Origin of the sequence: Streptomyces sp. NPDC005551 (assembly GCF_042871785.1) — a bacterium.
GTDB lineage: Bacteria > Actinomycetota > Actinomycetes > Streptomycetales > Streptomycetaceae > Streptomyces.
Map to the genome: position 1 here is coordinate 67,169 of NZ_JBIAJE010000006.1, position 22,357 is coordinate 89,525.

At 70.6% G+C, this 22,357-nt stretch carries 24 protein-coding genes and 1 pseudogene; 19 read left to right on the forward strand and 6 right to left on the reverse strand.

The annotated features are described in order from the left end of the window. Positions 1 to 69: 69 nt before the first annotated feature. The gene (locus ACFYP4_RS18340) at positions 70 to 1,422 is read right to left on the reverse strand and encodes a M14 family metallopeptidase (RefSeq protein ID WP_358851712.1); all 1,353 of its coding nucleotides are present in this window, start codon (positions 1,420 to 1,422) and stop codon (positions 70 to 72) included. A 320-nt stretch (positions 1,423 to 1,742) separates the two neighbouring features. Between ACFYP4_RS18340 and ACFYP4_RS18345 the strand changes: the two genes are divergently transcribed. Beyond that, complete coding sequence (locus ACFYP4_RS18345) at positions 1,743 to 3,095, forward strand: Nramp family divalent metal transporter (RefSeq protein WP_358851711.1); 1,353 nt, start codon at positions 1,743 to 1,745, stop codon at positions 3,093 to 3,095. A 15-nt stretch (positions 3,096 to 3,110) separates the two neighbouring features. Here ACFYP4_RS18345 and ACFYP4_RS18350 read toward each other — a convergent pair whose 3' ends face one another. Next, on the reverse strand, positions 3,111 to 3,302 hold the full coding sequence (locus ACFYP4_RS18350; RefSeq protein ID WP_358851710.1) for a hypothetical protein: 192 nt from the start codon (positions 3,300 to 3,302) through the stop codon (positions 3,111 to 3,113). 10 nt (positions 3,303 to 3,312) lie between these two features. Continuing rightward, positions 3,313 to 4,164 (reverse strand): helix-turn-helix transcriptional regulator, encoded by an 852-nt coding sequence (locus tag ACFYP4_RS18355; RefSeq protein ID WP_358851709.1) that lies wholly within the window; start codon positions 4,162 to 4,164, stop codon positions 3,313 to 3,315. A gap of 263 nt (positions 4,165 to 4,427) precedes the next feature. Here ACFYP4_RS18355 and ACFYP4_RS18360 point away from each other — a divergent pair, with 263 nt between their 5' ends. Genes ACFYP4_RS18360 through ACFYP4_RS18370 form a run of 3 tightly spaced genes read left to right on the forward strand, consistent with a single transcriptional unit; the run spans position 4,428 to position 6,090 of the window. Next, positions 4,428 to 4,931 carry an ATP-binding protein gene (locus ACFYP4_RS18360; RefSeq protein WP_388786307.1) on the forward strand — a complete coding sequence of 168 codons (504 nt, stop codon included), beginning with the start codon at positions 4,428 to 4,430 and terminating at the stop codon, positions 4,929 to 4,931. Further along, on the forward strand, positions 4,928 to 5,497 hold the full coding sequence (locus ACFYP4_RS18365) for a hypothetical protein (protein WP_388786309.1): 570 nt from the start codon (positions 4,928 to 4,930) through the stop codon (positions 5,495 to 5,497). The genes ACFYP4_RS18360 and ACFYP4_RS18365 overlap by 4 nt, the downstream gene beginning before the upstream one ends. Positions 5,498 to 5,523: 26 nt before the next feature. Then, positions 5,524 to 6,090: a hypothetical protein gene (locus ACFYP4_RS18370; protein WP_388786311.1), complete on the forward strand. Its 567-nt coding sequence runs from the start codon at positions 5,524 to 5,526 to the stop codon at positions 6,088 to 6,090. A 69-nt stretch (positions 6,091 to 6,159) separates the two neighbouring features. Here the strand turns inward: ACFYP4_RS18370 and ACFYP4_RS18375 are convergent, their stop codons facing one another. After that, positions 6,160 to 7,854, reverse strand: coding sequence for a chitinase (locus ACFYP4_RS18375; protein WP_388786313.1), 1,695 nt, complete (start codon positions 7,852 to 7,854; stop codon positions 6,160 to 6,162). A 380-nt stretch (positions 7,855 to 8,234) separates the two neighbouring features. Here ACFYP4_RS18375 and ACFYP4_RS18380 point away from each other — a divergent pair, with 380 nt between their 5' ends. The 15 genes from ACFYP4_RS18380 to ACFYP4_RS18450 all read left to right on the forward strand — a co-directional run bounded on the left by ACFYP4_RS18380 (position 8,235) and on the right by ACFYP4_RS18450 (position 21,466). Continuing rightward, on the forward strand, positions 8,235 to 9,116 hold the full coding sequence (locus ACFYP4_RS18380; RefSeq protein ID WP_358851704.1) for a hypothetical protein: 882 nt from the start codon (positions 8,235 to 8,237) through the stop codon (positions 9,114 to 9,116). An 89-nt stretch (positions 9,117 to 9,205) separates the two neighbouring features. Beyond that, on the forward strand, positions 9,206 to 9,919 hold the full coding sequence (gene cpaB / locus ACFYP4_RS18385; RefSeq protein WP_358851703.1) for a Flp pilus assembly protein CpaB: 714 nt from the start codon (positions 9,206 to 9,208) through the stop codon (positions 9,917 to 9,919). A gap of 54 nt (positions 9,920 to 9,973) precedes the next feature. Next, entirely contained in the window at positions 9,974 to 11,587 is a 1,614-nt protein-coding gene (locus tag ACFYP4_RS18390; protein WP_388786315.1) for a CpaE family protein, read from the forward strand. A 245-nt stretch (positions 11,588 to 11,832) separates the two neighbouring features. Continuing rightward, positions 11,833 to 12,156, forward strand: coding sequence for a TadE/TadG family type IV pilus assembly protein (locus ACFYP4_RS18395; RefSeq protein WP_358851701.1), 324 nt, complete (start codon positions 11,833 to 11,835; stop codon positions 12,154 to 12,156). Between the two features lie 18 nt (positions 12,157 to 12,174). Continuing rightward, positions 12,175 to 13,518, forward strand: coding sequence for a CpaF family protein (locus tag ACFYP4_RS18400; protein ID WP_358851700.1), 1,344 nt, complete (start codon positions 12,175 to 12,177; stop codon positions 13,516 to 13,518). Positions 13,519 to 13,546: 28 nt separating this feature from the next. After that, positions 13,547 to 14,485 (forward strand): type II secretion system F family protein, encoded by a 939-nt coding sequence (locus ACFYP4_RS18405; RefSeq protein WP_388786318.1) that lies wholly within the window; start codon positions 13,547 to 13,549, stop codon positions 14,483 to 14,485. 13 nt (positions 14,486 to 14,498) lie between these two features. Next, positions 14,499 to 15,389, forward strand: coding sequence for a DUF5936 domain-containing protein (locus tag ACFYP4_RS18410; protein WP_388786320.1), 891 nt, complete (start codon positions 14,499 to 14,501; stop codon positions 15,387 to 15,389). 23 nt (positions 15,390 to 15,412) lie between these two features. Continuing rightward, the gene (locus ACFYP4_RS18415; protein ID WP_388786322.1) at positions 15,413 to 17,026 is read left to right on the forward strand and encodes a sensor histidine kinase; all 1,614 of its coding nucleotides are present in this window, start codon (positions 15,413 to 15,415) and stop codon (positions 17,024 to 17,026) included. Continuing rightward, entirely contained in the window at positions 17,019 to 17,750 is a 732-nt protein-coding gene (locus tag ACFYP4_RS18420; protein WP_388786324.1) for a response regulator, read from the forward strand. Before ACFYP4_RS18415 ends, ACFYP4_RS18420 begins: the two co-directional genes overlap by 8 nt. Before the next feature lie 102 nt (positions 17,751 to 17,852). Beyond that, positions 17,853 to 18,053: a hypothetical protein gene (locus ACFYP4_RS18425; RefSeq protein ID WP_358851695.1), complete on the forward strand. Its 201-nt coding sequence runs from the start codon at positions 17,853 to 17,855 to the stop codon at positions 18,051 to 18,053. 35 nt (positions 18,054 to 18,088) lie between these two features. Beyond that, on the forward strand, positions 18,089 to 18,655 hold the full coding sequence (locus ACFYP4_RS18430; protein WP_358851694.1) for a pilus assembly protein TadG-related protein: 567 nt from the start codon (positions 18,089 to 18,091) through the stop codon (positions 18,653 to 18,655). Positions 18,656 to 18,670: 15 nt separating this feature from the next. Then, on the forward strand, positions 18,671 to 19,261 hold the full coding sequence (locus ACFYP4_RS18435; RefSeq protein ID WP_358851693.1) for a hypothetical protein: 591 nt from the start codon (positions 18,671 to 18,673) through the stop codon (positions 19,259 to 19,261). A gap of 3 nt (positions 19,262 to 19,264) precedes the next feature. Then, on the forward strand, positions 19,265 to 19,909 hold the full coding sequence (locus tag ACFYP4_RS18440; RefSeq protein ID WP_358851692.1) for an OmpA family protein: 645 nt from the start codon (positions 19,265 to 19,267) through the stop codon (positions 19,907 to 19,909). A 41-nt stretch (positions 19,910 to 19,950) separates the two neighbouring features. Then, positions 19,951 to 20,553: a dihydrofolate reductase family protein gene (locus ACFYP4_RS18445; RefSeq protein WP_388786327.1), complete on the forward strand. Its 603-nt coding sequence runs from the start codon at positions 19,951 to 19,953 to the stop codon at positions 20,551 to 20,553. Between the two features lie 40 nt (positions 20,554 to 20,593). After that, on the forward strand, positions 20,594 to 21,466 hold the full coding sequence (locus ACFYP4_RS18450) for an LLM class flavin-dependent oxidoreductase (RefSeq protein ID WP_388786329.1): 873 nt from the start codon (positions 20,594 to 20,596) through the stop codon (positions 21,464 to 21,466). Positions 21,467 to 21,498: 32 nt separating this feature from the next. On the opposite strand, the pseudogene ACFYP4_RS18455 reads toward ACFYP4_RS18450, so the two are convergent. Together ACFYP4_RS18455 and ACFYP4_RS18460 are read right to left on the reverse strand one after the other, a co-directional pair. Next, positions 21,499 to 21,696: pseudogene (locus tag ACFYP4_RS18455) on the reverse strand (DUF664 domain-containing protein); the annotation flags it as partial. 201 nt (positions 21,697 to 21,897) lie between these two features. Further along, positions 21,898 to 22,251, reverse strand: coding sequence for a DUF192 domain-containing protein (locus ACFYP4_RS18460; RefSeq protein ID WP_358851689.1), 354 nt, complete (start codon positions 22,249 to 22,251; stop codon positions 21,898 to 21,900). Between the last annotated feature and the right edge of the window lie 106 nt (positions 22,252 to 22,357).

Consider the following 22,357-nt stretch of genomic DNA (forward strand, 5'->3'; position numbering starts at 1 on the left):
TTCCGGGAGTGACGTACTCCCGGAAGTGACGTGCTCCCGGAAGCCACGCACTCCCGGGAGCGACGCCGGTCAGCTCGCGCAGTACTGCGCCTGTTTGCCGATCGAGCGGTACATGCAGTCAGCGTTCTCCAGGAGTTGCAGCACCGCGTCCCGGTTGCGAGAGGTCTCCCGCTCGATGACCTCGTCGGGCGGGTAGAAGCCGCCGCCCCCGGAGCTCGGGTACATCTCGAAGGTGTACGCGAAGATCTTCTGGGTGCCCCAGAGATAGTCGTCGATGGAACCGTCGGTGATGTACAGGTCGCTGGACTGCTCGGCCGTGTAGCCGTTGCTGGCGCCCATCTTCTGGCCGACGGTCGCGAAGGCGTTGCGGTCGTCCGCCGTCATGCCCGTCGTGGTGTCGGAGTACGTGTACCCGAAGGGCCACAGCACCAGTTCGCTGTACGTGTGGAAGTCGATTCCGGCCGTGATCTGCTGCTTCCCGCCGACGACCCGGCCGCGGACGAAGTCGGCGACGACCTTCACCTCGGGCGCGGACTCGGGAGCGGAGCCCCGGTAGGTCTCCGACGAGGTGGAGCCCGACGAGCCACCGCAGCAGCCCCACTTGAAGTTCCAGTTGCGGTTCAGGTCGGTGCCGACGTACGAACTGCCGCTGTTGGGCTGGCGGTTCTTGCGCCAGGAGCGGTACGAGCCGGACGCGATGTCGTACTCCCCGCCGTCCGGGTTGAGGTCCGGGACGATCCAGATCTCGCGGTTGTTCACCATGTTCGTCACGCGGGAGTCGGAGCCGTAGCCCGCGCCCAGCTCGCGCAGCAGGTAGAGCGCCATCTCGACGGTCAGGTGCTCACGGGCGTGCTGGTGGAAGGTGAACAGCACCTCCGGCTCGGCCTCGTCGCTCGCGACGTTGTCGCTGACCTTGATGGCGACGATGTCCCGGCCCTGGTAGGACTTGCCGATCACCCGCTTGCTCATGATGCCCGGGTAGGCGGCGAGCCGCTGGTTGATCTCCGTGTTCATCTCGGCGTAGTTGTGGTACTTCGAGTCCGCCGACGGGAAGTCCAGGAGCCGCACGTCGGAGCCGTCGGTCCGGTCCGGCGCCGAGCCCAGGGGCGAGACGTCGTAGCCGAGCTTCCGCAGCTTCCTGATCTGGTCCGCGCGGCCCGAGACGACGACGGTCTCCTCGTCGGCCTCGTCCACGGTGACGCCGGTGCGCTGAATGGCCGTACGCGTCACGGGCGTGGTGCTCTGGTGGATCTCGTACTGGCGGATGTCGTCCGCCGAGGGTGCCGAGGCCCGCGCCCCTGTCGCCGTGGCGTCGGTGGCCGTGGCGGTGATCGGGGCGGCGAGGGCGAGGGTGAGGAGCGTGGCGAGGGCGGCGGTGCGCCGGCCTCTTCCGGCGCCGCTGCCTCGTATGCGAAGTCGCATGAAGTCTCCTAGATTCTCCAGGGAATCCGGGGTCTCCGGATGTGGGGAGTGGAGCGGGGGGTGGTCCATGGCGACGTGCCTGGTGCGGGTGTGGCGCTCATCGTGAGCGGCTGGCATGGTCAGGTCAAGAAGGTGTGGGTGGCCGGTGGCGGGAACCGGCCGAAAATCAGCCGGGCACTGTACGCGGGGGCCGCCCGGTCCGGGACTGTACGCGTGCGGCCCGGCCCCGCACCGCAGACACGGCCGCGCACCCGCTCGACCGGGTCTCCGCACCGCACGCCCTCTTGTGTTCCCGGCCCCTTTGCGCTTCCTTGAACGACATGTCGGAGACCACTGGGAAGTCAGCGTCCGCGGAGGTCACCTCCCTACCCCGGAAGTCCAGTTGGAAGTACATCGGGCCGGGGATCGTCGTCGCGGCGACGGGCGTGGGTGCCGGCGACCTCGTCGCCACGCTCATCGCGGGCAGCAACTTCGGCTACACGCTGCTGTGGGCCGCCGTCATAGGCTGCCTGGTCAAGATCTCCCTGGCCGAGGCAGCCGGCCGCTGGCACCTGTCCACGGGCCGCACCCTCTTCGACGGCTGGGCGAGCCTCGGCCGCTGGACGTCCTGGTTCTTCGTCGGCTACGTCGTGATCTGGGGCTTCGTCTACGGCGCGGCGGCGATGTCCTCCTCGGGGCTGCCGCTCCAGGCCCTCTTCCCGGACGTCATGGGCCTCAAGTGGTGGGCCATCCTCACCGGGCTGGTCGGCCTGGCCTTCGTCTGGTTCAACAAGTACGCCGTCTTCGAGAAGGTCATGACCGTCCTGGTGGGCGTCATGTTCGCCGTCACGGTCTACCTGGCGATCCGCGTCACCCCGAATCTGGGCGACGCGTTCGCCGGCCTGCTCCCCGTCCTGCCCGACGAGAAGGACTCGGTCCTCAACACGCTCGGCCTGATCGGCGGCGTCGGCGGCACGATCACGCTCGCCGCGTACGGCTACTGGGTCAACGCCAAGGGCTGGACGAACACCGGGTGGATCAAGGTGATGCGCCTCGACAACCGCGTCGCCTACATCACCACCGGCATCTTCGTCGTCGCGATGCTCTTCGTCGGCGCGGAACTCCTGCACTCGGCGAACGTGGCCATCGCCTCCGGCGACCAGGGACTGATCCAGCTCAGCGACATCCTGGAGGACGAGTACGGCACGGCGACGGCCAAGTTCTTCCTGATCGGCTTCTTCGCCACGTCGTTCACCTCGCTGATCGGCGTCTGGCACGGGGTGAGCCTGATGTTCGCGGACTTCGTGGAACGCTTCCGCAAGGACCGGGCGGCAGGGGCGGCCCCCGGCGACGGGCCGTCCCCGGCGCCCGGGGCCTCCGGCGAGGAGGTGGCGTCCGGTGCCCGGGAGAAGTCCTGGCCCTTCCGCGCGTACCTCCTGTGGCTGACCTTCCCGCCGATGGTGCTGCTGTTCGAGGGCCAGCCCTTCCGCCTGATCATCCTGTACGGAGTCCTGGGCGCCGCGTTCCTGCCCTTCCTCGCCCTCACCCTGATGTGGCTGCTCAACTCGGCCCGGACGCCCGCGGAATGGCGCAACGGCATGCTGAGCAACGCGATGCTGGCCGCCGCGGGACTGCTCTTCCTGGTCCTGTGCGTGAAGCAGATCTGGGACCAGCCGTGGTCGGAGTTCTTCTGACCACCGCCGGGCGGCTCAGAGAAGGTGGTCGGCCTTGCCGGCCTTGATGTCCCGGATCAGCGTACGGAGCGCTTCCCGGGAGTCGGTGAGGTAGGCGTCCTCGGCCCCGGCTATGGCGATGTAGGCGTTGTCGTTTTCGTCGGTGCCGAGGCGGAAACAGCTGGCCCCCTCTCCGCAGAAGGGTTCCTCCCAGGTGATCCGGTCCATTGCGGTCTCCTCACAGGCTGTTGGCGATCTCGTGGATGAAGTCGCGTGACGCCTCGGGCGTCAGGGCGATGCCCTCCATCCAGTCCAAGTGGGCACGGTACTTTGCCAACTGCGCCTCGTCGCCGAGGAATTCCGGGCCGTGCGAGCTGTCGACCTGGGCGGTGTCGAGCTGCGGTACGGGTGCGTGCAGGTAGTTGACCGTCTGCCCGGCGCCGGGGAACGTCCCGGCCGAGAACGGGATGACCTGCACGCGCACGGCGGGCCGCTCGGACACGTGGATCAGGTGCAGGAGCTGGGCGCGGGCCACCTTGCGGCCCCCGAACTGCATCCGCAGGGCGGCTTCGTGGACGAGGCCCACGTACTCGGGCGGGTGCTCGCCCTCCAGTACCTGCTGCCGCTCGACGCGGTACGCCAGACGCAGCGCGACCTCGTGCTCGGGCAACGGCGGCAGGACAGCCCGGAAGAGTTCGAGCGCGTGGTCACTGGTCTGGAAGAGCCCGGGGATGTGTGCCGTGTGCGCGGTGCGCATCCGTACGGCGTACGACTCCAGTTCGGCGATGTCCAGGAGGCCGGGGGAGAGCGCGCCACGGTAACGCTCCCACCAGCCGCGGCCGACGGGACGGGCCATGGCCACCAGGGCCCCGATGTACGCCTGGTCCGAGCAGTCGCAGTTGCATGCCAGGGTGCGCAGGCGCTCCGGGCTGATGGTGCGGATGCCGGTCTCGATGTTGGAGATCTTCGCGCGGTCGACACCCAGAAGTCCCGCAGCCTGGTCCGCCGTTATGCCCGCGGCCATCCGCATCTTGCGCAGTTCGCTGCCCAGGCGCCGCTGACGTTCGGTGGTGACTGTCCTCGCTGGCATGACTTCCCTTCCGCGATGTCGTCAGCAGTCTGACGCCACAGACGATCTCAGGGCCACGAATGGGTCAATCTCACCAACTACGTGGCAATGTAACCATGACTATCCGTACAGTCGGTGACGCACCCGCTACTCGCGGCAGCCGGAAGTGCATCGCGTGAGCCTGCCCGCGTACTCCTCCCCTGGGAGGGGCGGGCCCGCGCCAGGGGGACAGGCCACTACTGCCGTCGAGGTGACGTCATCCGCGTACGACCACAGGAGCCCGTATGTCCCGCTGTCCGCTGGCGACCGCCTACCCCGCCGACCCGACCGCCCCGAGCCCGGAGACCCTGGCCTACAGCCTCACCCTGCCGGCGGCCCTGGCCAGCCCGAAGCTCGCGAGAGCGGCGACGCGGGCCTTCCTGGCCGCACACGACCTGCACCGGATGATGGACGCGGGTCTCCAGGCGGTCGGTGAACTGACGGCCGTGGCCTGTCAGTTCACGGAGTCGGTGGAGTTCTACCTGGCGCTCCGATACCGGGCCGAGGCGCTGCGCGTGATCGTCTACGACAGTCACCCGCCGCACGCGCACCCCCGGTTGGCAGAGGAGTGCGCCACGCGCCGCCGGGCGGCCCTGCGCGTCCTGGCCTGCGTCTGCCGGGCCTGCGACGGCGACTGGGGCTTCGGCAAGGCCCGCGAACCGGCCGGCGGAACCCGCATATGGGCGACGCTGCCGAGGGCCGGCGCGACGGCGTACGGCAGGGAAGATGTGGGAGGAGGCAACGGATGAGAAGGCTCGACGAGCGGTCGTGGGCCGATGCGCTCGGCATGTACGCGCGCAGGTACAGCATCGCCAAGGTGACGAGCAGGGAGCACCACGACTGGGCGCTCGACGTGAACACCCTGATGCATGGCGATACACCCGACAACCGCGGCTGGAGTACCGAGGACTGCCTCGTGGGCGAGCTCGAGAGGCTGGATGATCCGTACTACCCCTTCGCCCTGCGGCCCGACGACCCCGCTACGACGGGCGCTTGGAGGTCCCACCTGGCCGAGATCCCGCGCGCCTCCGCCATGCGGTTCCTCGTGGCCCTCTCCACGCTCTGGCTCAACGTCGAGAACGAGGAGGACTTCGAGGAACGCAGGGCGGGCTTGGAGGACAAGGCCGACGTCATCCTGTCCCGTTTTCCGGACGGTTCCCACTTCTTCGCCAACACCGGCCGCCACAGCGAGAACCTCGACTACTACAAACGCATCTCTGGTTGCGACCCGATCTCGTTCCACGTCTGGGATCTCGGTCTGATCCTGGTCTCCGAGACAGAGGTCGGCATGGTGTGGTCGTTCCACGCATGGTGACAGGACTGAGGAGCTAGGAGAAACCGATGGCAGCTCTCCACGAGAGGGCGTGGGCCGACGCCCTGAGCATGTACGCGCACCGACTGACCATCGCCAAGGTGACGCGCAGAGAGCACGAGGACTGGGCACTCGACGTGGGCACTCTGATGCGTGGAGACGCGCCGGACGCTCGCGGCTGGCACGTCAACGATGCCTTCGCCGAGGAGTTCGAAAGGCTCGACGATCCCTTCTACCCGTTCGTCGAAGTTCCGGTGGACCATGCGGTCGATCGCCTCAAGCTCCGCTTGACCGAAATTTCACGGACCTCCGCTCGACGCTTTCTCGTCGCACTGTCCACGCTGTGGCTCAATGTTGAGAAAGTTCCGGATTTCGAAGCGCGCAGGCCGGGGCTGGAGGACGACGCCGATGTCATCCTGTCGCGGTTCCCGGAAGGGTCGGCCTTCTACGCCAACACCGGTCGGGACAGCCGGAACATGGACTACTACCAGCGCATCAGCTGTTGCTCGCCGGTCTCATCGTACGACTGGGATCTCGGTTTGGTCCTGGTGTCCAGGATGGAGGTCGGGATGGTCTGGTCCTTCGACCCGAAATGATGTGAACGCGTACCCCGAACGCCCTCCCCCGGAAAATCTCCCGGAAGAGGGCGTCCGTGCCGGCCGGGGTCAGAGGCCGTGCACGTGCGGACCCACCGCGTTGGACCACGCGTTGCCCGCCGACGCGTCCCAGTTCGTGGACCAGGTCATCGCGCCGCGCAGGGACGGGTAGGTCCTGGACGGCTTGAACGTGCCGCAGTTCGTGCCCTTCGCGAGGCAGTCGAGGGCGTTGTTCACGATGGCGGGGGAGACGTAGCCGCTGCCCGCGCCGCTGGTGGAGGCGGGGACGCCGAGGCCCACCTGGGACGGGGCGAGGCCGCCCTCCAGCTGGATGCAGGCGAGGGCGGTGAGGAAGTCCACCGTGCCCTGGCTGTAGACCTTGCCGTCGCAGCCCAGCATCGAACCGCTGTTGTAGTACTGCATGTTGACGACCGTGAGGATGTCCTTGATGTTCAGGGCCGTCTGGAAGTACGTGTTCGACGTCGACTGCATGTCAATGGTCTGCGGGGCCATCGTGATGACGAGGGACGAGCCCGCCTTCGCCGACAGGGACCGCAGCGCCTGCGTCATGTAGGTCGCGTTGAGGCCGTTCTCCAGGTCGATGTCGACGCCGTCGAAGCCGTACGTCTGCATCAGGGAGTGGACGGAGTTCGCGAAGTTCGTGGCGGACGCCGCGTCGTTGACGGAGATCGTGCCCTTCTCACCGCCGATCGAGATGATGACCTTCTTGCCCGCGGCCTGCTTGGCCCGGACGTCGGCCTTGAACTGGTCGACGGTGTAGCCGCCGAGCCCGGCCGAGTCGAGGTTGAAGGTCACCGCCCCCGGCGTGCTCGTGGCGTCCGCGAAGGCGACGGCGATGATGTCGTACTGCGACTGGACCTCAGAGAGCTTCTGGACCTTGGCGCCGTTGTTGAAGTTCTGCCAGTAGCCGGTGACGGCGTGCGCGGGAAGCGTTCCGCCGCCCCCGCCGCCGCCCGAGGCGGCCGTCGTGCCGGTGACCGCAGCGGACTTCGCGGACTCCCCGGCCGCGTTCGTCGCGGTGACCTGGAAGGAGTACGAGGTGGACGCGGCCAGGCCGGCGACGGTCGCCGAGGTGCCGGTCACCGCCGTGACCTTCGTGCCGTCCCGGTAGACGTTGTAGCCCGTCGCGCCGGTGACCGTGTTCCAGGCGAGGGACGCGGACGAGGACGTGGTGGAGGCGACCTTCAGACCGGCCGGAGCCGCCGGGACCGTCGGCGCCGGGTCGGTGCCGCCACCGCCGTCGGGACCGAACACCGAGAGGTCGTCCGCGTGATAGGCGGCCTGCCCGTACCAGCCGTGCGTGTACACCGTGACCGAGGTCGTCGAGGCGCCCGTGGTGAAGCGGGTCGTCAGCTGCTTCCACGTCGAGGAGTCCGGGGTCCAGGTGGAGACGTCCGTCGTCCCCGTGCCGCTCGCACCGAGGTAGGCGTACCCGCCCTGCACCCAGGCGCTCAGCGTGTACGTGGAGTTGGGCTTGACCGCCACGGTCTGGGAGCACTTGGCGTTGTCCTGCCCGGCGGGCGTCGCCTTCAGCGCGGCCGAGCCGCCGTGCACCGGCGAGGACACGGTCGTACCGCTGCCCGCGGAACAGGTCCAGTTGCCGAGGCCCGACTCGTAACCGCCGTTCCTCGCGTTGTTGACGTCGGCGGCCTGCGCCTCGGTGGCCAGGCCGGTGAGGGTGAGGGCCGACGCCCCGAGCGCGGCGGCGAGGAGCCCCGCCCATGTCCGTCTGCGTCTGGGCATGCCTGGTACGCGGTCCACTGGTGCCTCCGGTGAGGGGGAGCGGGCGGGGAGGTTGCGGAACGGTGGCCACCGCTGGAGGTCCAAGGTGGTCCAGACCAATACGGTTGTCAAGACCTCTGAAGGCGTCTCGTTCGAGCCAACATCCCTACGGGTCGGCCCCGTTGCGCCGGAGGCGATTCACTCTCCGTCGATCAAGCGCGCACCTCGGGTGAGTCGATCTGCCGAAGTCGGTGTTGGGCGGGGCACACCGTGGATATGGTGCAGATGCAGGAGGACGTCAGAGTGACCGGGTGTGGCCATCTGTGACGGTCCATGGCGAAACAGGGGCGATCCGAAGGCGGCGGTGACCATCCCGCCTCGGTGAACGGGGTGGTTCCAGCGTGCCGACCGCGATAGCCGTCACCAGTCCCGATCTGGTGCTCCCGCCGCACGACCGGCAGACCCCGCCCGCGGTGGTGCAGCCGCTGGACACCCTCGAGGACTCCCTCACCGGCATGCACACCCTCATCGAGCAGCACGGGTACGTGATCTCGCTCTACTCGGCCTCCCCTTCCCGCGCCGACGACCTCGCCCGGCGGCTGCACACCGTCCGCTCGGTCCTGGAGAGCGACCGCATCGCCCTGCTCGGCATCGACCTGCCGCCGCTCGGACTCGCGCTGCTGGCACAGCAGTTACGCCAGCTGTCCGTCTGCGACTTCAGCCCCGGCGTCCTCGCCTCCGCCGCGCGCCTGCTCGCCCACTACATCTACGCGGGCGCACTCCTCGGCTCCGTCGCCAGACTCGACCGCGTCCCGGTGTCCCTGAAGTCGCACGCCAAGTCCTGGGTGCCCGGCGCCCAGTTCGCCGTCCTGGCCAACCCGCGCCCGCAGCTCGTGCGGGTCGGCCAGGGGGAGCTGACGGGCCCGGAGTTCGGCACCCGGCTCCTCGTCGCGGCCGACCAGCCGCCCTCCGACTGGATCACCACGACCCTCGCGCCCGCCTGGCAGGTGCAGAGCATCGCCACCGTCCCGCTCCCCGGACAGTCCGCGCGCTGGTGGGGGACGGCGAGACTCGCCGAGTTCGCCGCCGGTCTGTACGACGTCTCCGTGCTCTACCAGCTCGTCTCCTCCGTCCGGCGCGAGACGTGCCACTGGTGCGGCCTCGAACTCATCGGCGACCGCTGCGGGTTCTGCTCCGCGCCACTGCCGGCACCGGGAGAGCTTCCGAACGCCGCCGCACGGGCAGGCTCCTCCGTGCGCGCCCTGCCCCCGGCCGTCACCTAGGCCCACCGCACCGTACCCACAGCCGAACAACGCCAGGCACGACCGCTCGACCCCGCTGTCCCCGCCCCCCGATCGAGGTTGTCCGCGTCATGAACTCACGCCAGCGCCGCGGCGTCATCCTGCTGGTCCTCTCGGTCCTGTGCGCCCTCGGCGCCTTCGCCGGAGTGCTCTCGGTGATCCGTGACGTGAACTCGAAGGTAGGCCCCGAGGTGGCGGCGTACCGCCTCAGGAGCGACATCGCGCCCTACCGGGAGCTGTCCGCCGACCAGTTCGAGAAGGTGTCGATGCCCGAGCGCTGGGTGTCGTCCACGGCCGTCACCAGCCTCTCCCAGATCCGCGGCAAGATCGCGGTCACCCGGCTGGAGAAGGGCTCGCTGCTCCAGGCGGACATGATCGTCGACCGGCCGTCGCTGGAGGCCGGCCAGCAGGAGATCGCCATCATGATCGACGCCGCGACCGGTGTGGCCGGAAAGATCGACCCCGGAGCCCGGGTCAACATCTACGCCACCTTCAAGGCGGAGAACGACAAGGGCAGGAACCAGTCCAAGGTCATCGTCGCGAACGCCCGCGTCATCGACGTCGGCAAGCTCACCGCGCTGGACCCCGGGCAGTCGAGCGACGACCGGCGCCGCACGGCGAGCGAGGCCGTCCCCATCACGTTCGCGCTCGACACCGCCGACGCCCAACGGGTCGCGTACGCGGAGTCGTTCGCGACCCACGTCCGCCTCGCCCTGGTCGCGGGCGGCTCCGACACGACCGTCGCCCCCGGCGACCGTACGTACACCCTCGACGAGGACAAGTAGGAGGCCGCACATGTCGACCGCTCCCGCCGGGGCCCGTCGCAGAGGGTGCCGCCGATGACCGTCCGCATCCTGCCCGCCGTAGGTGACATCGACTCGGCCCGCGCGCTCACCACGCTGCTGAGCCAGCTCGCCGACACCGAACCCGCTCCGCCCGTACCCGACTCGACGGCCCTCCTCGACACCCTCGCGCGCCTCGCGACGCAGTCCCTGGAGGAGCTGCCCGAGGTCGTCCTCGTGCACGAACGGATCGGCCCGGTCCCGGCCCTCGACCTGATCCGCGACGTCGTCATGCGCTTCCCGGCGGTCGGCGTCGTCCTCATCACCGCCGACACCGGCAACGGGGTCCTCACCGCCGCCATGGACTCCGGTGCCCGCGGCATCATCGGCCTGCCGCTGGGCTACGACGCCCTCTCCGAGCGCGTCCAGGCCGCCGCCGCGTGGTCGCTCGGTATGCGCCGCCACCTCGGCAGCACACCCGAGCTGTACACCGGCCCCGGCGGCACCGTCGTCACCGTCACCGGCGCGAAGGGCGGCGTCGGCGCCACCGTCACCGCCGTCCACCTCGCCCTCGCCGCGCAGGCCTCCGGACGTACGGTCGCCCTGCTCGACCTCGACCTCCAGTCCGGGGACGTCGCCTCCTACCTGGACGTGCAGTTCCGCAGGTCGGTCGCGGACCTCGCCGGGATCAGCGACATCAACCCGCGCGTGCTCCAGGACGCAGTCTTCACGCACGAGAGCGGGGTCGGCCTGCTGCTCGCCCCCGCCGAGGGCGAGCGCGGCGAGGAGATCACCGACCGGGTCGCCCGCCAGGTCCTGGCCGCCCTGCGCTCCCGCCACGACGTGGTGGTCGTGGACTGCGGCTCCCAGATGACCTCCGCGACCGCGGCCGCCGTGGAGATGGCCGACCAGGCCCTGCTCCTGGTCACCCCCGACGTCGTCGCCGTACGCGCCGCCAAACGCATGGTCCGCATGTGGGACCGCCTCCAGATCCGCAAGGCCGAGGAGACGACGACGGTCGTCAACCGGCACTCCCGCGGTACGGAGATCCAGCCGTCCCTCGTCGAACGCGTCACCGGCACCAGGGTCGCCCGGTCCACGGTGCCCGCCGCCTTCAAGGAACTCCAGTCCGTGGTCGACGCGGGCCGCCTCCAGGACCTGGACGCCCGTTCGACGGTGAAGCAGGCCCTGTGGGCCCTCACCGGCGAACTGGGCCTCGCGGTCCCCGCCCCCGAGGGCGGCGGCGGCCGGCGCCGCAAGGCCGCCCCGGAACGCGGCGCGCTCGCCCTGCGCCGCAAGGGCGGTGACCGGGGCGCGGTGACCCTCGAATTCGCGGGCATGTTCCCGCTGCTGCTCGTCGTGATGACGATCCTGTGGCAGTGCGTGCTGTACGGCTACACCTGGTCCCTGGCCGGGAACGCGGCCGACGAGGCGGCGCGGGCGGCCACGGCGGCGTACGCCGTGGACGGTGACGCGGACGGTGCCTGCCAGGCGGCCGGGGCGGAGCACCTGCCGGGGGCCTGGCAGGACGCGGCCATCGCCTGCACCCTCGAAGGCGACGTGTGGAAGGCCCGCGTCACCGCGCAAGTACCGCTGTTCTTCCCCGGTTTCGACGCCGGCTGGGAGGTCGCGGGCGAGGCGGGCGCGGCGGCGGAGGGGGACGTGGGATGAACCTCGTCGTGCTTTCGCGGGTACGCGGGTGCCGGCCGTCGGGGTCGCCCGAGCGGAACTGGCGGGGGTCGTTGCCTCTGCGCCGGCTGCCGCGGGCTCCCGGAACCGGCCGGCGGGGATCGTCGCTTTTGCGTCACGCGTCGGAGTGCCCCGGCCCCGACGGGCGCCGGTCGGCACACCGGCACGGGCCCCCGGCGCCCGCCGCGTCCCGGCGGTCCCGCCCCTGGGGCGACCGCGGTGTCTCCATGCTGGAGTTCGCCGGGTTCCTGCCCATCCTGCTCGTCATCGGAATGGCGGCCATCCAGCTCGGCCTCGTCGGCTACGGCATCAACCAGGCCGGATCCGGGGCCCGGGCGGCGGCCCGCGTCGCCGCCCAGAAGGACACGGCGGCCGGAACCGCGGCGGGCCAGGCCGCGATGGACGGCCGGTTCGACGCGAACGTCTCGGTCGGCGGCGAAGGCGACACGGTGGTCGCCACCGTCCAGGTCGACATCCCCTCCGTCATCCCCTTCATGGACGGTTTCACCGCCGAGCGCCACGCCACCATGCCCAACGACCAGGACGACTGACCGGGAGGAGCTGAAGACATGAGCCTGCGTTCCCGTATCGCCGCCGCCCCCGAAGAGGGGGGACCCGCCCGCGAGGACGGACACCTCGTCGCCGTCTACCGCGCCAAGCTCCTCGAGGAGATCGACCTCGCGGAGATGTCCAGCCTGGCCGCCACCGAACGGCGCGCCCGTCTGGAGCGCGTCCTCGGCCACATCATCAGCCGCGAGGGACCCGTCCTGTCCTCCGCCGAACGCTCCCAGCTGATCCGGCGCGTCGTCGACGAAGCCCTCGGGCTCGGCGTCCTCGAACCCCTCCTCGCCGACGCGTCCATCACCGAGATCATGGTCAACGGCCCCGACTCGATCTTCGTCGAACGGGCCGGCCGCGTCGAGCAGCTCCCGCTGCGCTTCGCTTCCACCGAACAGCTCATGCAGACCATCGAACGCATCGTCTCCACCGTCAACCGCAGGGTCGACGAGTCCAACCCGATGGTCGACGCGCGGCTCCCCACCGGCGAGCGCGTCAACGTCATCATCCCGCCGCTCGCCCTCACCGGCCCCACCCTCACGATCCGCCGCTTCCCGCGCGCCTACACCCTCCCGGAACTCATCGGGCTCGGCTCCCTGGACGAGCAGCTGCTGATGCTGCTGGCGGCCTTCGTCCGCGCCCGCTTCAACGTCATCGTCAGCGGCGGCACGGGCACCGGGAAGACGACCCTGCTCAACGCGCTCTCCGGACTCATCCCCTCCCACGAGCGCATCATCACCATCGAGGACTCGGCCGAACTCCAGCTCCAGCAGGAGCACGTCATCCGCCTGGAGTCCCGGCCCCCGAACGTCGAGGGCAAGGGCCAGATCACCATCCGCGACCTCGTCCGCAACTCCCTGCGCATGCGCCCCGACCGCATCATCGTCGGCGAGGTCCGCGGCGGGGAGACCCTCGACATGCTCCAGGCGATGTCGACGGGCCACGACGGTTCCCTCGCCACCGTGCACGCGAACTCCGCCGAGGACGCCCTGATGCGGCTCCAGACCCTCGGCTCGATGTCCGAGGTGCAGATCCCCTTCGAGGCACTCAAGGACCAGATCAACTCGGCCGTCGAGGTCGTCGTGCAGCTCTCCCGGCACGCCGACGGCTCCCGCAAGATCGCCGAGGTCGCCCTGCTCGTCTCGCACGGCCGTGAACAGTTCCGCATCGCGACCGTCTCCCGCTTCGTCCCGAGTCCCACCGGCCCCGACCGTGTCGTCCACGGCCGGTTCGAACACCTCCCCCTGCCCCGCCGGATCGCCGAGAAGCTGTACGTCGCGGGCGAACCACTGCCGCCCGCCTTCGGCGTCGCCGAGGCCGTCGACGTCCTCGACACGAGGCAGGCCATCGGATGACGGCCCCCACCCCGCACGGGAGGCAGGCATGAACAACCCCGCCCTGCTCACCCTCGGCGCCACCGTCCTGTGCGGCACCCTCGCCGTCGCCGGCGTGCACGCGTACGCCGCCGGCCGCGCCCAGCGCCGGGCCCTCGAGGACCGCCTGTCCGGCGGATCCGTCCGGGACACCGCGGGCCGCGCGCGCCGGTTCACCGGAATCGACCGCAGGCTGCGCCGCACCCGCCTCGGGCGCACCATCCACCTGCGGCTGTCGGCGACCGGACTCGACCTGACGGCAGGCGAGTTCTCCACCTACGTCGTCGCCGTCGTCGTCGCACTGTGGCTGATCGCGGCCACCACCCTGGCCCCCTTCTTCGGGCCGATCGCCGGTCTCGTCGCCGTCTGGAGCGCGGCGATCTTCCTCAACTGGCAGCGCCAGAAACGCATCGAGGCCTTCATCAGCCAACTCCCCGACGTGGCACGGCTGCTGGCCAACGCCACCGCCGCCGGACTCGCCCTGCGCACGGCGCTGGCGATGGCCGCCGAGGAACTGGAGGCGCCGGCCGGCGAGGAACTGGCCCGGGTGGCCGACCACCTCACCCTGGGCAGGTCCATCGACGACGCGCTCAGCGAGCTCGCCGAGCGCCTCCCGTCCCGCGAGCTCGTCGTCCTGGTCACCACCCTCGTCCTCGCCAACAAGGCGGGCGGCTCGGTCGTCAGCTCGCTGCGCAACCTCACCCAGACCCTGGAGGACCGCAAGGAGACCCGGCGCGAGGTCCGCACCATGCTCTCCGAGGTGAACGCGACGGCCTTCACCGTGCCGCTCCTCGGCCTCGGCTCGCTGCTGCTGATCAACTCCTCGAACGAGGGCGCCCTCGCCCGGGTCACCGGCTCCCCGCTCGGCCAGGCGCTCGTCCTGATCTCGCTCGGCCTCTACACCGTCGGCTTCTTCGTCATCCGCCGACTCGGCAAGATCGAAGTGTGAGGGGGAGATTCCATTGCAGGCCCTGCTGCTCGCCGTCCTGATGGGCGCGGCCGTCGCCGGCGCCCTCCTCGGCATCCGCATGATCCGCGCCGACGCCAAGCTCCCCGGCGACCTGGTGCTCGCCCTGGAGGTCGGCGCGACCCGGGTGTCCAAGGCGGACTCGGCCGTCGACCGCCTCGGCATGCGCTTCGCACCCGTCGTCCTGCGCATGATGGGCCCCCGCCGCGTCGACGCCAAACGGCGCCGCATCGACATGGCGGGCAACCCCGGCGGCCTCACCCTCAGCCGCTACGCGGCCCGCCGCGCGGTGTACGGCGTCTTCGGCCTCGTACTCGGCCTGGTCTTCCTCTCCAACGGCCGGCCCCTCTTCGCCGTCGCCACGCTCGCCTTCGGACTGCTCGCCGCCGACGCCCTGATCTGGCAGGCGATCCGGGAGCGCAAGGACGTCATCGACCGCACGCTGCCCGACTTCCTCGACGTGCTGGCGGTCGTGGTCTCCGCCGGCCTCGGCTTCCGCCAGGCCCTGGACCGGGTCGCGGAGAAGTACGAAGGCCCGTGGGCGGACGAACTGCGCATCACCCTGCGCCAGATGGACATGGGCGTCAGCCGTCGCCAGGCCTTCGACGAACTGCGCCGCCGCAACTCCTCCGAGTCCGTCGCCCAGTTCGTGTCCGCCCTCCAGCAGGGCGAGGAACTGGGCTCGCCGATCGCCGAGACGCTCATCCAGCTCGCCACCGACATGCGCAGGACCGACGCCCAGAACGCCCGCCGCCGCGCCGCGAAGACCATCCCCAAGGCGACGATGGTGACGCTCGTGTTCATGCTCCCCGCAACGATGATCCTCATCGCGACCGGGATGTTCCTCGGGTCCGGCACGAACTTCGGCTCGATCCTGGGCCGCTGATGAGAGGCCTCCGGCTCGGCCGAGTGACGGCACACCGCGGTGGGCGGTACGCGCGGGCGCGGCGCTACGACGCGCGCACGGACGCGACGGCGGGCCCGGACGCGGGGGCGGGCCCGGAGCCGGACGCGGAGGCGGGTCCGGTCGTGAGCACGGACGCGGAGGCGGGCCCGGAGGCGGGCGCGGAGGCGGCTCCGGACGTGAGGCCGGACGCGGAAGCGGGCGCGGAGGCGGGTCCGGTCGTGAGCACGGACGCGACGGCCGGCCCGGAGGTGGGCGCGGTCGTCAGCACATACGCACGCACGGGTTCCGGCGGTGACCGGGCCGGCGAGGCGGACCCGGGCTGGCCCCGGGGCGCCGACGCCGGGTATCTCGCCGACGACGCCCCGGCTCCCGGCAGCGTCCGCCTCCAGCTCAGCGCCCTCCAGGCCCTGTGCCGCCAGGCGTTCGCCGTGCGCCTCGCGGCGGTCGCGGTCGGTGCGCCCTTCGCGATGGCCAACGCGGCGGACGGCCCGGCCCGCCACACGGTCCTCGCCGCGGCCGTCCTGGGCGTGATGGGCTCGTACGCCATGCTCCGGGACTGGGACCGCTTCGGCCCCCGCCTCCTCGCCCACCCGAGCCTGCTGGCCGTGGACCTGACCTTCGGCGCGGTCCTGCTGCTCACCGCGTCCCCGGCCTCCCCTCTCGCCTACGCCACGGTCTGCACCCCGCTGCTCGCGGGCCTGCTGTACGGCTGGCGCGGCTCCGGCGTCTTCACCGGCCTCCAGCTGGTCGTGCTGCTGACGGTGTTCCGGAGCTGGGAGCACCGGCCGGGCACCGGCGCCAGCACCCTTCTGATCGCCGGGTTCTGCGTCGGCGCCGGCATCATCGGCGTCACCCTGCGCAACCTGATGTTCCGCTTCGGTACGGCGAGTCAGGCCCTGTCGGAGGCGACCTCCCGGCTCGCGGTGGCGGAGGCCGTGGAGTCCGAACGGGCGCGCCTCGCCCGTGAGATGCACGACTCGGTCGCCAAGACCCTGCACGGCCTGGCCCTCGCCGCGGAGGCGCTGGCCGGATCGGCGGACTCCTGCGACCCCGGCACCCTCAAACGCCGGGCGACGCTGGTGGCGGGCGCCGCCCGCCGGGCCGCGACGGAGTCCCGCGAACTGCTCTCCGACCTGCGCCACCAGACCGACCTGACCGCGGCACGAAGGGACCTGGCCGGCGAACTCGCCCGCCGCGTGCACGACTTCACGGCCCGTACGGCCCTCCCCGCGGAACTGCGCTGCACGGGCACCGTCCCCGCACTCCCGTACGCGACGGCACAGCACCTGCTGGCGATCGTCTCGGAGGCGCTGGAGAACGCCCACCGGCACGCGCGCGCCACCGTCGTGGTCCTCGGTCTCGACGCCGACACCGCGTCCGGGGTCCTGCGGCTGAGCGTCCGGGACGACGGCGTGGGGCTCCCGCCCACCGCGGTGCTCGACGAACTGACGGAATCCGGCCACTTCGGCCTGCTCGGCATGGTGGAACGGGCGTCCTCCCTCGGCGGGCGCCTGCACCTGTCGGGCCCCCCGCAGGGCGGCACGGAGATCCTCCTGGCCTGCCCGCTCCCCGGACCGGCCCGCCCCATCCCCCGAGAGGAGGCCGCCCATGCCTGACCAGGCACGCTCCGACCGGCCCCTGCGTGTGCTCGTGGCCGACGACAACCCGGTCGTACGCGCCGGACTGAGCGCCCTGCTGGGCGCCCACCCGGACATCGAGGTCGTCGCCGAGGCGGCGGACGGCCGCGAAGCCGTGACGGCCGCGAGCCGGAGCGCCCCGGACGTCGTCCTGCTCGACGTCCGCATGCCCGGCACCGACGGCCTCACCGCGCTACCCCAACTCGCGCGTCTGGCACCGGTGATGATGCTGACGTACAGCCGGGAGCCCGAGGTCGTGGCCGAGGCGCTGCGCCGGGGCGCCGTCGGCTATCTCGTCCACGGGGAGTTCACCGCCGCCGAACTGATCACCGCCGTACGAGACATGAGGTACGGACGGGCCACCATCACGGATTCGCTCGGTGTTTCCTACGAACCGGACCAAATCTCTTCGCATGTGCAACCGGCTGTGGCACATTCGTCGGAGGCGCGGACCGGCACCGTCACCGGGCCGCCCCGTCACGGCCCCAACCGGAGTGACTACGGCCTGAGTTCTCGGGAGGTGGAGGTCATGGATCTCATCGCGTCCGGCATGAACAACCGGCAGATCGCCGCCGCCTGCTTCATCAGCGAGAAGACCGTGAAGAACCACATCAACCGCATCTTCGCGAAGCTGCACAGTTCTTCGCGCAGCGAAGCGATAGCCCACTGGCTGGGCACCGCCCGCGGGGGGTGGACCCGGTGATTCCCATCCCCGGAAGTTGGGCCCCTGGACCCACCCGGAGTAGGCGAGTTCTCACGTACGGTGCTCGGGTCGGAAGTGGCGTCGGGCGGGAGGGCAGTGACGATGAACAGGTTCGACAGCTGGACCAGGACCGTGATCACCCGGATGAAGGGCAAGGACCGGGATGCGGGGGCGGGGTTCGTGGAGTATGCGGGGTTGATGATCATCATTGCGGGGATCTTCACGTTGATCGATGGGCTGGGGTTGGACGGGTTGATCTCGGACGCGATCCTCAACGCGGTGACGGATGTCATCGGCGGCTGACAGCCGTACCTACGCTGGGTGATCGCGGACAGACCTTGCCTATTTACATTTGGCTGACGGCAACTCTGCTCTTCGCCGCACTCGCCCTCTTTGCGTTCGCTCAGGCAGCGTCCGCCCGCAATGGAGCTCAGTCCGCGGCGGACGCTGCGGCGTTGGCGGCAGCGCAGGACGCCAGGGACGAAGCACTCGATGGCCTACTGATGGCCATCGAGCAGGGGGAGGACTGGGTGGACTGGCTGGGCGAGGACATCCCGGACGGTACCGGAGCCACGGCTGCTGCTCAGCAACTGGCTGCCGACAACGACTCGACCCTGCTGAGCGCGGAGTTCGTCCCCGTGAACGGCTTTCCGGGGTACGAGGTCGAGATCGAGACCAACTACACGGTCGGCGACTCGATCCTCCCCGGCACCGAGGGCATGCACGCGCACGCCCATGCCACCGCCGTCATCGAACCGCGGTGCGACTTCGACCCCGAGGCGGATCCGGAGAAGCCCGTGGAGCTGAACTGTGATGGCGAGAGCGTGAACATCGACCCCGAAGATTTCGATCCGGACGACCTTCCTGACGCGTCCGTGATGTTCTCTGTGCATCTGGCCGAGTGAGAGGGAGCTGTACCGATGATCTTCCGGCGCACCACGAAGGGCCGTAGGGCACTGAACGCGGTGGCGATCGCAGCTGGCCTGCTTCTCACGGTGGCCGGGTGTGGCGGTGGAGAGGACAAGGAGTCCGACAAGGGTGCATCGTCACCGCCGGCTGCGAGCAACAGCGGGGGAGGGTCGAAGGAGCCGAAGCCCGCCGAGGCAAATCCCGTGTTGGCGGAGGTCAAGGGTGAGGGTGGCCTGACTCTCACGATCTCGTCCGCTAAGCGTGATGAGGGCGGCTTCGTCACGGTCGAGGGCACCCTCGTGAATGGCACCGGTAAAGCCTGGTCCGTTGGTAGCTGGCGCGGCGACGAGCGTGAACTGGCGAAGAACGGCGGATCCATGGCAGGCGCCAATCTGGTCGACCAGAAGGGTAAGAAGAAGTATCTCGTCCTCCGGGACACCTCGGGGCGCTGTCTCTGCACGCAGTTCAGCGGCGGTGTGCGCCAGGGGGAAACGGCCCAATGGTTCGCCCAGTTCCCCGCCCCGCCCGAAGGCACCAGCAAGGTCAGCTTCCAGGTGGGCGCCATGCCCCCCGCCTCCGTCGAACTCTCCGAGGGCGAGTGACCCATGCCCCTCCCGAACCGCACCGCAGCGACGACGTTCACGGCCCTGGCCGTGCTGGTCACCCTCGGGCTCCCCGGGCCGGCGTACGCGGACGACGAGGACCCGAGCGCCCCGCCGGGCAGCGTGACGACGTCCCCGCCCCCCGAGGTGGACGGGAACAGCCCGGGCCTGAAGCTCGCCGACGGCGCCACCCTGGCCCCCGCCAAGGTCCTGGACATCAAGTCGGTCGTGGAGGACCTCGGCGGTGAGGAGCGCCGGGAGGACACGAACGAGAACGTGACGTTCGCGTTGCAGGCGGAGGTGCTGTTCCCGAAGGACAGTTCGAAGCTGAACCCCGAGGCGCGCTCCCGCATCCAGGCGATCGCGGACGAGATCAAGGCGCAGAACGCGACGAGCGTCAGGGTGTTCGGCTTCACCGACAACCTCGGCTCCTACGCGCACGGCCTGACGCTCTCCAAGAAGCGCGCGGAAGTGGTCCACGAGGAACTCGCGGGCGACCTCGACGGAGACGTCACGTTCGAGGTGCGCGGCTACAGCGAGGACTATCCGATCGCCGACAACACCTCCGAACAGGGGCGCCGGAAGAACCGCCGGGTGGAAGTCTCGTTCCCCAGGGGTGACTCCACGGGCGGGGGCGAGCAGAGCTGAACCCCGCCGTGGCTGAAGGCGCAACGAAGGGGACAGGCTCGATGAGGAAGATCGTTCTGATGTCGTCGGTGTCACTCGACGGGTTCTTCGAAGGACCCGGTCGGGAGCTCGACTGGAACCTGGTCGACGAGGAACTGCACCGGCACTTCAACGAGGTGGTCCGGGGCATGGGCGGTCTGCTGTCCGGACGCGTGACGCACGAGCTGATGGCGGAGTTCTGGCCGACGGCGGACGCGGGTCCGGATGTCGAACCCGCGATCGCCGAGTTCGCGGAGATCTGGCGGAACATCCCGAAGACGGTGTTCTCGCGGACCCTGGAGCACGCCGACTGGAACACCACGATCGTGCGCGACGTCGTCCCCGAGGAGATCATGGCCCTCAAGGAGACACCCGGCGGCGACCTGTGCATGAGCGGACACGATCTCGCCGCCACCTTCCTGCACTACGGCCTGGTCGACGAGTTCCGGGTGTACGTCCATCCGGTGATCCTCGGCCGCGGCAGGCCCCTCTTCGCGCCGGCGGACGCCCCGACCCCGCTCCGGCTCGCCGAGACCCACACCTTCGGCAACGGCGTCGTCCTGCTGCGCTACGAGCGGGAGGAGCGGGGCGAGCAGGGAGCGTCCGCCAAGGCGGGGGAGCGGTAAAGGAGTTGCCCGGTCGGCGGGCGGTCGGTAGGAAGTGACCATGACCGCACTCGGCGCCGTGTTCCGTCCCCAGCTGCCTCCCGAGCGGCTCCGTGCCCTGGCCCGCCTGGCGGACGACGCCGGCCTGGAGGAGCTGTGGCTCTGGGAGGACTGCTTCCTCGAAGGCGGGATCTCCACCGCCGCCGCCGCCCTGGCCTGGACCGAGCGGCTGCGGGTGGGCGTGGGCCTGCTGCCGGTGCCGCTGCGCAATGTCGCCCTCACCGCGATGGAGGCGGCCACCCTGCACCGGCTGTTCCCCGGGCGTGCCTGCCTCGCCGTCGGCCACGGCGTGCAGGACTGGATGGGGCAGGTCGGGGCGTGCGCCGAATCGCCGGTGACGCTGCTCCGCGAGTACCTGGCGGCCCTGCGCGCGCTGCTCGCTGGTGAGCGCGTCACGACCGACGGGCGGTACGTCAGGCTGGACGGCGTGGCCCTCGACTGGCCGCCCGTGACCGCGGCCCCGGTGCTGGCCGGGGTCACCGGCCCCCGTTCCCTGCGGCTCTCGGGCGAGGCCGCGGACGGCACCGTCCTGACCGCCGCCACCGGCCCCGAGGGCGTACGGCGGGCGCGCCTCCTCATCGACGAGGGACGCGTGTCGGCGGGCCGCACCGACCCGCACCGGGTCGTCGTCTACCTGCACGCGGCGACCGGCCCGGACGCCGCCGCCCGGCTGCGGGCCGAGATCGAGGCCAACGGCGAGGACCCCGCCGAGGAGCACGGCGTGGCGGGGGACGCCGAGGCCGTCGCCGAGGCCGTCCGGCGCCTCGCGGACGCCGGCGCCGACACGGTCGTTCTCCAGCCCACCGCGGACGAGCCCGACCCCGAGGGCTTCCTCCGCTTCGCCGCGACCGAGGTACGCCCCCTGGTGGACTAGCGAGCCCGTGTGAACCGCCCCGGGCCCGGAGTTCAGCCCGGCCGGTGGTCTCCCGTGCCGCCGTCGATCAGCTCGCGGACGATGTCCATGTGACCCGCGTGCCGCGCCGTCTCCTCGATCATGTGGACCAGGACCCAGCGCAGGGACACCGTCGTGCCGTTCCACGGCGTGCCCACGTCGTCCGGCGACAGCTCCGCGACGGTGCGGTCGGCGGCGGCGCGGGCACGGGCAACGTCCGTGGTGTCACTTCATGAGACGCCCGTCCGTATCCCGGATTTCCTCACGGGGTTTCCACATCGTTACCGGGGGCCGCTCGCGCCCGATCGGCCGTCTCACGTAGGTTCGGATCAACGGAAGTCGCGTGAGTGAAGCTGCGCGTGTGGTACCGCGCAGTGGAGGGGGCTGCGCGGTGCCGGGTCCCCTTCGCGGCGTCACGCAGGTGTTCCCGGACCGTCGTCCCGGACGGTGATCCGCACCCCCCGCCGTACGCCCCAGCGTTCCATCGCCCCGGCCTCGGCCTCCAGGACGTGCCGGGCCCACGGGCGCGGCAGTCCCACCCGGCCCGGCCGCATCGTGCGCACCGCCCTGACCCGCAACGTCCGGTCCAGATGGGCGACATCGATCGCGAACCGCATCCCCAGGGTGTGCACGGAGTTCGCCGGGCTCAGCAGCAGTGCCCCCTCGATCCCGTCCCGCCCGAGCAGCCCGCGCCGTCTCGCGCGTGCCGACCCGGCGAGTTCCAGCGGCACCGGCGCGGGCGTTTCCGGCGTGGTGAACGTGGCCATGACGGTGAAGCTAGCGAACCGCGTCAAGACGGTGAAGCCAGCGAACCGCGTCAAGTCGGCGTCCGCGACGCGCGTCACCCACCTGGAGTACGGCGGCCCACGGGTA

What these genes read in the sequence shown, in the direction of transcription:
- ACFYP4_RS18340 (WP_358851712.1), bottom strand. Translation starts at nt 1,422, where the DNA reads ATGCGACTTCGCATACGAGGCAGCGGCGCCGGAAGAGGCCGGCGCACC.
- ACFYP4_RS18345 (WP_358851711.1), top strand. Translation starts at nt 1,743, where the DNA reads ATGTCGGAGACCACTGGGAAGTCAGCGTCCGCGGAGGTCACCTCCCTA.
- ACFYP4_RS18350 (WP_358851710.1), bottom strand. Translation starts at nt 3,302, where the DNA reads ATGGACCGGATCACCTGGGAGGAACCCTTCTGCGGAGAGGGGGCCAGC.
- ACFYP4_RS18355 (WP_358851709.1), bottom strand. Translation starts at nt 4,164, where the DNA reads ATGCCAGCGAGGACAGTCACCACCGAACGTCAGCGGCGCCTGGGCAGC.
- ACFYP4_RS18360 (WP_388786307.1), top strand. Translation starts at nt 4,428, where the DNA reads ATGTCCCGCTGTCCGCTGGCGACCGCCTACCCCGCCGACCCGACCGCC.
- ACFYP4_RS18365 (WP_388786309.1), top strand. Translation starts at nt 4,928, where the DNA reads ATGAGAAGGCTCGACGAGCGGTCGTGGGCCGATGCGCTCGGCATGTAC.
- ACFYP4_RS18370 (WP_388786311.1), top strand. Translation starts at nt 5,524, where the DNA reads ATGGCAGCTCTCCACGAGAGGGCGTGGGCCGACGCCCTGAGCATGTAC.
- ACFYP4_RS18375 (WP_388786313.1), bottom strand. Translation starts at nt 7,854, where the DNA reads ATGCCCAGACGCAGACGGACATGGGCGGGGCTCCTCGCCGCCGCGCTC.
- cpaB (WP_358851703.1), top strand. Translation starts at nt 9,206, where the DNA reads ATGAACTCACGCCAGCGCCGCGGCGTCATCCTGCTGGTCCTCTCGGTC.
- ACFYP4_RS18390 (WP_388786315.1), top strand. Translation starts at nt 9,974, where the DNA reads ATGACCGTCCGCATCCTGCCCGCCGTAGGTGACATCGACTCGGCCCGC.
- ACFYP4_RS18395 (WP_358851701.1), top strand. Translation starts at nt 11,833, where the DNA reads ATGCTGGAGTTCGCCGGGTTCCTGCCCATCCTGCTCGTCATCGGAATG.
- ACFYP4_RS18400 (WP_358851700.1), top strand. Translation starts at nt 12,175, where the DNA reads ATGAGCCTGCGTTCCCGTATCGCCGCCGCCCCCGAAGAGGGGGGACCC.
- ACFYP4_RS18405 (WP_388786318.1), top strand. Translation starts at nt 13,547, where the DNA reads ATGAACAACCCCGCCCTGCTCACCCTCGGCGCCACCGTCCTGTGCGGC.
- ACFYP4_RS18420 (WP_388786324.1), top strand. Translation starts at nt 17,019, where the DNA reads ATGCCTGACCAGGCACGCTCCGACCGGCCCCTGCGTGTGCTCGTGGCC.
- ACFYP4_RS18425 (WP_358851695.1), top strand. Translation starts at nt 17,853, where the DNA reads ATGAACAGGTTCGACAGCTGGACCAGGACCGTGATCACCCGGATGAAG.
- ACFYP4_RS18435 (WP_358851693.1), top strand. Translation starts at nt 18,671, where the DNA reads ATGATCTTCCGGCGCACCACGAAGGGCCGTAGGGCACTGAACGCGGTG.
- ACFYP4_RS18440 (WP_358851692.1), top strand. Translation starts at nt 19,265, where the DNA reads ATGCCCCTCCCGAACCGCACCGCAGCGACGACGTTCACGGCCCTGGCC.
- ACFYP4_RS18445 (WP_388786327.1), top strand. Translation starts at nt 19,951, where the DNA reads ATGAGGAAGATCGTTCTGATGTCGTCGGTGTCACTCGACGGGTTCTTC.
- ACFYP4_RS18450 (WP_388786329.1), top strand. Translation starts at nt 20,594, where the DNA reads ATGACCGCACTCGGCGCCGTGTTCCGTCCCCAGCTGCCTCCCGAGCGG.
- ACFYP4_RS18460 (WP_358851689.1), bottom strand. Translation starts at nt 22,251, where the DNA reads ATGGCCACGTTCACCACGCCGGAAACGCCCGCGCCGGTGCCGCTGGAA.